The sequence below is a fragment of the Rudaea sp. genome (assembly GCF_036383415.1).
Lineage (GTDB): Bacteria > Pseudomonadota > Gammaproteobacteria > Xanthomonadales > Rhodanobacteraceae > Rudaea.
The window spans coordinates 1-9,153 of record NZ_DASVOK010000205.1 but is presented as its reverse complement, the minus strand read 5'-3'; the positions used below and the strand labels follow the sequence as shown (position 1 = coordinate 9,153).

8 protein-coding genes are annotated in these 9,153 nt (G+C 66.1%); 1 reads left to right on the top strand and 7 read right to left on the bottom strand.

The features are described from left to right. Positions 1-32 precede the first annotated feature (32 nt). The 7 genes from VF497_RS08115 to dxs form a co-directional block, all read right to left on the bottom strand. Positions 33-1,256, bottom strand: a complete 1,224-nt coding sequence (locus VF497_RS08115; RefSeq protein WP_330887498.1) for a beta-ketoacyl-[acyl-carrier-protein] synthase family protein — start codon at positions 1,254-1,256, stop codon at positions 33-35. Between the two features lie 23 nt (positions 1,257-1,279). Continuing rightward, positions 1,280-1,552, bottom strand: coding sequence for an acyl carrier protein (locus VF497_RS08110; RefSeq protein ID WP_330887496.1), 273 nt, complete (start codon positions 1,550-1,552; stop codon positions 1,280-1,282). Between the two features lie 65 nt (positions 1,553-1,617). Further along, the gene (locus tag VF497_RS08105; protein ID WP_330887494.1) at positions 1,618-2,442 is read right to left on the bottom strand and encodes an alpha/beta hydrolase; all 825 of its coding nucleotides are present in this window, start codon (positions 2,440-2,442) and stop codon (positions 1,618-1,620) included. A 106-nt stretch (positions 2,443-2,548) separates the two neighbouring features. Then, entirely contained in the window at positions 2,549-3,439 is an 891-nt protein-coding gene (locus tag VF497_RS08100) for a cyclase family protein (RefSeq protein WP_330887492.1), read from the bottom strand. Positions 3,440-3,575: 136 nt separating this feature from the next. Next, positions 3,576-5,726, bottom strand: coding sequence for a xanthine dehydrogenase family protein molybdopterin-binding subunit (locus VF497_RS08095; RefSeq protein WP_330887490.1), 2,151 nt, complete (start codon positions 5,724-5,726; stop codon positions 3,576-3,578). Between the two features lie 3 nt (positions 5,727-5,729). Beyond that, positions 5,730-6,188, bottom strand: coding sequence for a (2Fe-2S)-binding protein (locus tag VF497_RS08090; RefSeq protein ID WP_330887488.1), 459 nt, complete (start codon positions 6,186-6,188; stop codon positions 5,730-5,732). A 111-nt stretch (positions 6,189-6,299) separates the two neighbouring features. Further along, positions 6,300-8,198, bottom strand: a complete 1,899-nt coding sequence (dxs, locus tag VF497_RS08085) for a 1-deoxy-D-xylulose-5-phosphate synthase (RefSeq protein WP_330887486.1) — start codon at positions 8,196-8,198, stop codon at positions 6,300-6,302. Between dxs and VF497_RS08080 the strand changes: the two genes are divergently transcribed. Next, positions 8,198-9,153 (top strand): hypothetical protein (locus tag VF497_RS08080; RefSeq protein ID WP_330887484.1); only part of this gene is annotated, 956 nt, incomplete at its 3' end. The two genes, dxs and VF497_RS08080, sit on opposite strands and share 1 nt — an antisense overlap.

Sequence of the window (9,153 nt, the reverse complement as noted above, 5' to 3'; positions counted from 1 at the left end):
GGCAACCTTTTCCGCCGTTCCCGCGTCGGCGCCTAGCCGGCCTTCTTCAAGGCGACCACCGAGTTGAGGCCGCCGAAGGCGAACGAATTGCTCAGCACTGCGCTCACTGCCTTCCCGCGTGGCACGTTCGGTACATAGTCGAGGTCGCAGGCCGGGTCGGGGTCGATGAAGTTCGCGGTCGGCGGAAGGATGCCGTGGCGCAGCGCGCCGATCGCCGCGATCATTTCGACCGCGCCGGCGGCGCCGAGCGCGTGGCCGTGCATCGACTTGGTCGACGATACCGCGAGCTTGTCGGCATGCGCGCCGAACGTGCGGCGTATTGCTTTCGTTTCGGTCGGGTCATTGGCCGGCGTCGCCGTGCCGTGCGCATTGATGTAGCCGACGTCTTCGGGATTGAGCCCGGCATCGGCGAGTGCATTCTGCATCGCGCGCGCGACGGTCGCCTCGGCCGGGAACACCATGTCGGCCGCGTCGGCGGTCATGCCGCTGCCGGCGAATTCGGCGAGGATGGTCGCGCCGCGTGCCTTGGCATGTTCCCATTCCTCGAACACGAAGATGCCGGCGCCTTCGCCGAGGACCATGCCGCGGCGCTGCTTGCAGAACGGCCGGCAGGTGTCGTCGGCGGTGACGCGCATCGCCTCCCAGGCCTTCATCGTCGTCACGGTGACGCAGGCCTCGGTGCCGCCGGTGACGGCGAAATCGACCTTGCCGTTGCGGATCATGTCGGCCGCCTGGCTCATCGCGTGATTGGCCGAGGCGCAGGCGCTGACCACGGCGAAGGTGGGACCGGTCAGTCCGTATTCGATGCCGACATGGCAGGCCGGCGCGTTCGCCATGACGCGCAGGATCGTGAGCGGGTGCAGGCGCGGGTTCTTGTCGCCGTAGAAACGCTTGGACTGTTCGTTGTGCGAGCCTTCGCCGCCGATGCCGCTGCCGATGATGCAGGCGCTGCGCTCACCGCGGCCGTCGACGCGGAAGTCGAGCCCCGACTGGGCCACCGCTTCGCGCGCAGCGACCAGCGCGAGCTGGGAGACGCGATCGAGCAGCGGCAGTTTCTTGCTGTCGAGGTACGCGGCTGGATCGAAACCACGCACTTCGGCGGCGATCTTGATGATGAGCTGTTCGGTCGGGATCGTCTCGATCGGGCCGATGCCCGAGCGGCCTTCGCTCAGCGCGGCCCACGTGGCGGCGGCGGTATGGCCGAGCGCAGTGATCGCGCCCATGCCGGTGATGGCGACACGTCTTGGGGTGGTCACTGGGGATTTCTTTGCGGCGTCGATCAGCCTTGCGTCGCGGGCGCGTCGCCCGCCGGCTTTTCGGCGACGAGTTTCTCGACCGCTTCGACCAGGCCGCGCACCGACTCGGTGTCGAAGTTCGGATCGCGGTCGGGCATCGTGATCTTGAAGTGGTCTTCGATCTCGAAAATGATCTGCACCGCGTCGAGCGAGGCGATTTCGAGGTCCTTGAGGGTCGAGTCGAGCGTGATCTTGCTCACGTCGATATTCGCTTCCTTGGCGATGATGCCGAAGACGGCGTCCTGGACTTGGCTCATGAGAAGGTCTCCGTAGTTGCGGCAATGATAACGCAAGCGCTCCGCGCGGACTCAACGCCGGCCGATCAGGCCGCCGGCTTGCCTTCGGCGATGTGCTTGAAGAACGCGGCGGTACGCTCGATGACGACGTCGCGCTCCTGGTCGACCGTGATCATGTGGTAACTCCTGTCGAGGATCACGGTTTCGTAAGGGCCACGCAGGCCGCGCTCGAGGCGATGCACGTTGGCCAGGCTGGCCACGTCGTCTTCCTTGGCATGCATGATCAGGCTCGGCGCGATGACCTGCGGCAGCAGCTTGCGCACGCGCCAGGACAGGCGGTAGAACTCGGCCAGCGAGGGCCAAGGATTGCCGGGCAGGCCGGCCTCGTCGCTCGCCCCGCTCAGCATCGCGCCGGCGATGCGCTGGCGGATGCGCTCGTCCTTGATGCCGTAGGGGAACTGCTCGTGGAATTTGGCGTGCCGGCCGATGCCGACGCTGACCGCCATCGGCAGCATGAAAGAGAGCTTGCCGTACCACGGGATCGTCCAGCCGTCGTAGCGGAATGTCGTGCCGTAAAGGCCGAGACCGGCGACCTGTTGCGGCCGCTCGGCGGCGAGGCGCAGCGCGAGCAGCGCGCCCATCGACAGACCGGCGACGAACAGGTGGTCGACCTGCGCGGCGAACTTGTCGGCCGCTTCGCGCACGCTCTGGAACCAGTCGCTGCGGCCGGTCGCTAGCAGGTCGGCTTCGTTGCCGCAATGCCCGGCAAGTTGCATGCCGTACACGGTGAAACCGTGGCGCTGCAGGCCCTTGGCGACGAAACGCATCTCGGTCGGGGTGCCGGTCAGGCCGTGGATCAGCAGCACGCCGGAGCGGCCGCCGGGCAGGAGGTATTCGACGTTTTTTATCATGTCCGGAAATTGTCGCGCCCGGGGCGTTAAGAGGCGCTTTACGGAATTTTACCGGATCGCGGTGCAGGTGCGCTCGTTCTTCGCGTTCCCGGCGGTCTCGGCGGGTCTATCCCTGCAGCAGCTTCGCCATCGCCCTGACCGGAAACGTGCCTGCGCCCCTGAATTTCGGCGGCGTTGCGCTGAAGGCGAAGCCTTCATCCGGCAATGCGGCGAGATTGCACAGGTGCTCGACGATGAGGATCTCGGCGCCGAGCAGGATCGTGTGCACCGGCCGCTCGCCGCCGCGCGTGTTGTCGATGTTGTGCGCGTCGATGCCGACGAGGCGGACGCCGCAGTCGCGCAGGTAGCGCGCCGCCTCGGCGGTCAGGAACGGGCCGCCTTCGTAGTATTGCGGCGTGTTCCAGTGGACGTCCCAGCCGGTATGCACGAGCACGGCGCGACCGCGGACTTCCTTGCCACGGAATACTTCCAGCCCGATCGCCTGCGTGGGCGTATGCGGCGTGCGCACGACGATTCCGTCGAGATCGGTCATCGCGTCGATCGCCACCTGCGAGAGGTCCTTGCCGTCGGCGTAGCGGTGGAACGGGCAGTCGAGGTAGGTGCCCGTGTTCGTCACCATCTCGATCTTGCCGATCTGGAATTCGGTACCGGGCGCGTAGCGTTCGCGCGAGGCTTCGCGGCTCAGGTAGTCGCAGATGATCGGCGCGGGCAGGCCTTTGTAGGTGACGAGGCCGTGTTCGATCGTGTGGCTCAGGTCGACGAAGCGCGACAGCCGCTGCGCGTTGATCGGCTCGCGCTTGTGCGCTTCCTTGATGATGCGCTTGTCGAGGATGCGCACCGCGCCGACCATGAGCAGGCGCATGTCGGCGACAATGTAATCCGCCAGCTCGCGGTCGGAGATGTCATCGCCCGCGATGTCGAGGCGGAAATCCTGGCCTTGGATGCCACCGCCGTTGGTGAAGTCGATTTCGAAGTCGAACTGGACGCGATGAGCCATGTGCGGGTCATGCCGTGACGAAGTGCGCGCAGGATAGCGCAGCGGCTATGGTGCCCCGTGTGTGATTCGAGTCAAGCAGGGGACAACTGCGGCCAAACCGCGGGCGACGATTCCTCGTCGCCGCGATCGTGCCCGATCAGGCGAACATCAGCTTCGCATCCGCAAGCGGCAGCGTACGCACGCGCTGGCCGGTGAGGGCGAACACGGCGTTCGCGATCGCCGGTGCTACGAGCGGCACGCCGACTTCGCCCATGCCGCCCGGAGCATCGCCGCTCGGCATCAGCACGACGTCGATCTTCGGCATCTGGTTCATGCGCGGCAGCTGGTAATTGTGGAAGTTGCTCTGCTCGACGCGGCCGTCCTTGAGCGTGATCTTCGCGGTCAATGTGTTGATCAGGCCCGAGACCGCGCCGCCCTGGATCTGCGCGAGCACCTGGTCCGGATGCACGGCGATGCCGGGATCGACGGCGTAGGTGAGCTTGTCGATGCGGATCGCGCCGCTCGCCGTTTTCGAAATGTCGGCGACGAGAGCCTGATGCGTGCCGTAGCTTTCCATCGAAGCAATGCCCTGCGCCTTGCCGGCGGCAAGTTTCTGGCCCCAGCCGGCTTCCTTCGCCGCGCGTTCGAGCACCGCCTGCTGGCGCGGCTGCTTGCCGAGCAGGGCGAGGCGGAACGCGACCGGGTCTTTGCCCGCGGCATGCGCGAGCTCGTCGATGAAACCCTCGATCGCGAACGCGTTGAGTGCATGGCTGACCGAGCGCCAGTAGCCGACGCGCAGGCCGAATTCCTGGATGACGACGCGCTGGCGTTCGTTCGCGATGTCGTAGGTGAGATCGATCGCGCCTTCGGTCATCAGCGGATCGAGGCCGTTCTTGGTCACGCCGGGGAACATGCGGTTGGTGACCGAGGCCGAGGCGAACTTGTAGTCGAACGCGACGAGGGCGCCCTTCGCATCGATGCCGCCGCGCAGGGCGTGATAGCTGGCCGGACGATAGAAGTCGTTGCGGGTGTCGTCCTCGCGCGTCCAGATCAGCTTGACCGGCGTACCTGGCACGGCCTTGGCGATCGCCGCGGCCTGGCCGATGAAATCGACATCGAGGCGGCGGCCGAAACCGCCACCGATGAACTGCGGGAAGATGCGCACCTTCGCTGCCGGCACGCCGCTGCGCGCCGCGGCCACGCCTTGCGCGCCTTGCGGGAATTGCGTGCTCGCCCAGATGTCGCAGCCAGCGTCGGAGACGAGGGCGAGGCAGTTCATCGGCTCCAGCGTCGCATGCGCGAGCAGTTGCAGCCGGTACTCGGCATCGACTTTTTTCGCCGCCGACTTCAGTGCGGCATCCACATCGCCGTGCTGGCGGATGACCGAGCCGTCCTGTTTCGCGCCTTCCTTCAGCGTCGCTTCGATCTTCGCATTGTCGAGGCTGGCACCGGGGCCGTAGTCCCAGGTGATCGTCAGCGCTTCGCGCGCCTTCTTCGCGGTCCAGTAGTGGTCGGCGATGACGGCGACGCCCTCGCCGATGTTGACCACGGCGCGCACGCCCGGCATCGCCTTCGCTTTCGAGTCGTCGACGCTGAGCACCTTGCCGCCGATCACCGGGCATTGTTCGAGCGAGGCATGGACCATGCCCGGCTGGGTCACGTCTATGCCGAAGATCGCCTTGCCGCGTGCCTTCGCCGGCGTGTCGAGGCGATGCTGGTGTTTGCCGATCTGGGTGAAGTCGGCGGGTTTCTTCAGCGCGATATTCGTCGGCGCGGGCAGCTTCGCTGCCGCCGTGGCGAGTTCGCCGTAGGTCTTGTGTTTGTTGCCGTGACTGACCGCGCCGTCCTTCGCCACGCAATCGGCCACGGGTACTTTCCATTCGTTCGCTGCAGCGGCGACCAGTTGCGTGCGCGCCGTCGCGCCGGCCTCGCGCAGCTTCGTCCACGCGTCGCGCACGCTCGAACTGCCGCCGGTGATCTGTGCGCCGAGCAGCGCGTTGACGTAGACCGGATCGACCGGCGCCTGCTCGACCTTCACCTTGTCGACGTCGACTTCAAGTTCCTCTGCGATGAGCAACGCGAGCGAGGTGTGCACGTCCTGGCCCATCTCGTTGCGATGGCAGATCAGCGTGATCGTGTTGTCGGGTGCGATGCGCACCCAGGCGTTGGCCTGCACCGGCTTGGCATTGGTCGCGGCCGCTTTCGCGAGCGCGCCGCGCAGCGGCAGGGTCAGACCGACGACGAGGCCGCCGCCGAGCACAGCCGAGGTTTCGAGGAATTTGCGCCGCGAGAGGTTGGCAGTGTTCATGGCTCAGGCCTCCAGGCTCTTGGCCGCGTCGTGGATCGCCGCGCGGATGCGCTGGTAGGTGCCGCAGCGGCAGAGGTTGCCGCTCATCGCCACGTCGATGTCAGCGTCGCTGGGCTTGGGGTTCGAAGTCAGCAGCGCGGTTGCCGCAAGTACTTGGCCCGACTGGCAGTAGCCGCATTGCGGCACGTCGATGTGATCCCACGCAGCTTGCACGGCCTGCGCGACCTTGCCGCTCACGCCTTCGATCGTGGTGATCTTCTTGCCGGCGAGCGCGGCGAGTGGCGTGATGCAGGAGCGCGTCGGCGTGCCGTCTATATGCACCGTGCACGCGCCGCACAGGGCCATGCCGCAGCCGAATTTGGTGCCGGTCATGCCGAGATGATCGCGCAGCACCCAGAGCAGAGGCGTGTCGGGCGCGGCCTCCACATCGACGACTTTGCCGTTGATATCGAGCGTGGCCATGCTGCCTCCCAAGTGGTTGCGCTGCCGAGCTTCGATACTAGCGCCGACCGATATTTCCAAGCGACCCTATCGGTCGCCGAAAGGAAGGCGCGATCTCTTGCCGCGGAAAGCCTAGATCGCGCTGCGGATTTCGCTCAGCGGACGGGCGGCGTACTGCGGCCAGCGCTTGATGATCGCAGCGCGGATTCCCGCTGCGTCGATGCCGGCTTCAGTGAGCAACTGCTCGCGGCTGGCGTGCTCCAGATAGCTGTTTGGCAGGCCAAGGTGCAACACGGGTATCTGCAGGTTCTGTGCGGCAAGGAACTCGGCCACCGCGCTGCCGGCGCCGCCGGCGATCGCGTTGTCCTCGACGGTGACGATCGCGCCGTGCGTGCGCGCGAGTTCGAGGATCAGCGCCTCGTCGAGCGGCTTGACCCAGCGCATGTCGACCACGGTCGCGCCGAGTTCGCTGCCTGCCTCGAGTGCCGCGGCAAGTGGGCTGCCGAACGCGAGGATGGCGAGGTTCGCGCCGCGCTGGCGCACTTCCGCCTTGCCGACCGGCAGCGCTTTCAATTCGGCATCGAGCTTCGCACCGGGGCCGGTGCCGCGCGGATAGCGCACCGCGGCAGGACCGTCGTGCAGAAAGGCCGTCGTCAGCAGGCGGCGGCACTCGTTCTCGTCGCTCGGCGCGGCGATGGCGATGTTCGGGATGCAGCGCAGGTAGGAAAGATCGAAGCTGCCCGCGTGCGTCGCGCCATCGGGGCCGACCACGCCGGCGCGGTCGATCGCGAAAGTGACGTCGAGGTTCTGGATCGCGACGTCGTGGATCGCCTGGTCGTAGGCACGCTGCAGGAAGGTCGAATAGATCGCGACGACCGGCTTGGCGCCTTCGCAGGCCATGCCCGCGGCGAGCGTGACCGCATGTTGCTCGGCGATGCCGACGTCGAAATAGCGTTGCGGGAATTCCTTGGAATAGCGCACGAGGCCGGAGCCCTCGCGCATCGCCGGCGTGATCGCGAGCAGGCGCTCGTCCGCACGCGCCTGGTCGCAGAGCCAGTCGCCGAAGACGTCGGTGTAGGTCTGCTTGCCGGGCGCTTTCTTGACCAAGCCCTTGACCGGATCGAATGGGCCTACGGCGTGGTAGTCAATCTGCTGCGCCTCGGCCGGCGCGTAGCCCTTGCCCTTGGTCGTGATCACGTGCAGCAGCTGCGGGCCCTTGAGGTCCTTCAGCGTTTTCAGCGCGTGCAGCAGCTGCGGCAGATCGTGGCCGTCGATCGGGCCGAAATAATGAAAGCCGAATTCCTCGAACAGCGTCGACGGCACGAACATGCCCTTGAGATGTTCTTCCCAGCGCTTGAAGAAGCGCCAGAGGAAACCCTGCGGACGCATGCTGTTCTTGGCCTTTTCGCGCATCGCGTTGAGGGTGCGGCTGGTCATCAGCCGCGCGAGCATCTTCGGCAGCGCGCCGACGTTCTCGCTGATCGACATCTGGTTGTCGTTGAGGATCACGAGCACGTCGGTGTCGAGGTCGCCGCCGTGGTGCAGCGCCTCATAGGCCATGCCGCCGGTGAGGCCGCCATCGCCGATCACGGCGACGATCTTGCGTGTATTGCCGCTGCGCTGTGCGGCGACGGCCATGCCGATCGCCGCGGAGATCGACGTGGACGAATGGCCGACGCCGAACGTGTCGTAGGGCGATTCGTCACGACGCGGGAACGGCGCGAGCCCGTCTTTTTGCTTGATCGTGTGGATGCGGTCGCGGCGGCCGGTCAGGATCTTGTGCGGATAGCACTGGTGGCCGACGTCCCAGACCAGGCGGTCGTCGGGCGTGTTGTACAGGTAATGCAACGCGACGGTCAGCTCGACCACGCCGAGCCCCGCGCCGAAATGGCCGCCGACGCCGGCGACCTGCTCGATCAGGTACTCGCGCAGTTCGCGTGCGACCTCAGGCAGCTCGGCCTCGTCGAATTTGCGCAGGTCGGTCGGCGAATCGATGCGCGACAGGCGTGGGTAGCGTTGGGGATCGGTCATTGGAATATCTTGTTCAATCAAGCATTTTCGTTCATTGCGACAGCAGCGGCAAGCTAGCCGACGGAAAGGCGCTCGCCATGGCGCAGGCCGGGATTTATGCTGGCACGCTAGGGGGAGGGGTGGGCATGTCAGCGATCACCGCACGAACGGACTGGCAGGCACTCATTCCGACCCTGCTCGTACCCGCGCTCGTGGTCGCCGGACTGGTCCGGCTGGCTTTGCAGCCGCAATGGGACGACTCGGCCGACTGGTTGGACGGTCTGGTCGTGCTGATCCTGTTCGAAGGTGTGCGCGTCCTCGTGCTGCGCATCCTGCGCGACACCTTGAACGAATATCGCGGCCCCTGGCAGGCGGTGAAGTTTTTCCTGCTGTCGATGCTGATCCTCGCTGGCATCTGCCTGGTGCTGGCGGTCTTTGCCTTCAAGTGGCAGATTTTTTCCATTCTCGCCGATCCGCACACCTGGAAGCTGGTCCTGCCGCCGCTTGCGCTCATCGTCGCCGATGGCGTGGTCAACGTCGCGTTTTTCCGTGGCGACGCGCAGCGCGCGGCGGCGCAACTCGACGCGGCCGCCGACGACGCGGAAGACTGGCTCGCGCTGGCCGTGTTCCCGACACCGCTGCTCGTGGCCCTCGCCTATGCGCTGCTGTTCTTCCTGCACACTCGCGGTGTTTCCGGATTGTCGTGGCTGCCGTCGCCCAGCCTCGACACGCTGCGCGAGATCAGCCTGCTCTATGCGGCTTTCTACTTTTGCGGCAAGGCTGTCGTCCTCGCGCATGTGCATACCGCGCATTTCCTGCGCACCGGCAAGCGCCTGCTCGGTGGCCGTATCGCCCAACTGATTGTGACCCGCAGTTTGGTTCTGAGTAAGCAAAACGCGCTCGGCGAACAGCGCTCGGCTGCGCGTCGACTCGCGGTCTTGCAAGGCGCCCCGATTGAGCCGGAGGAATCTGCAAC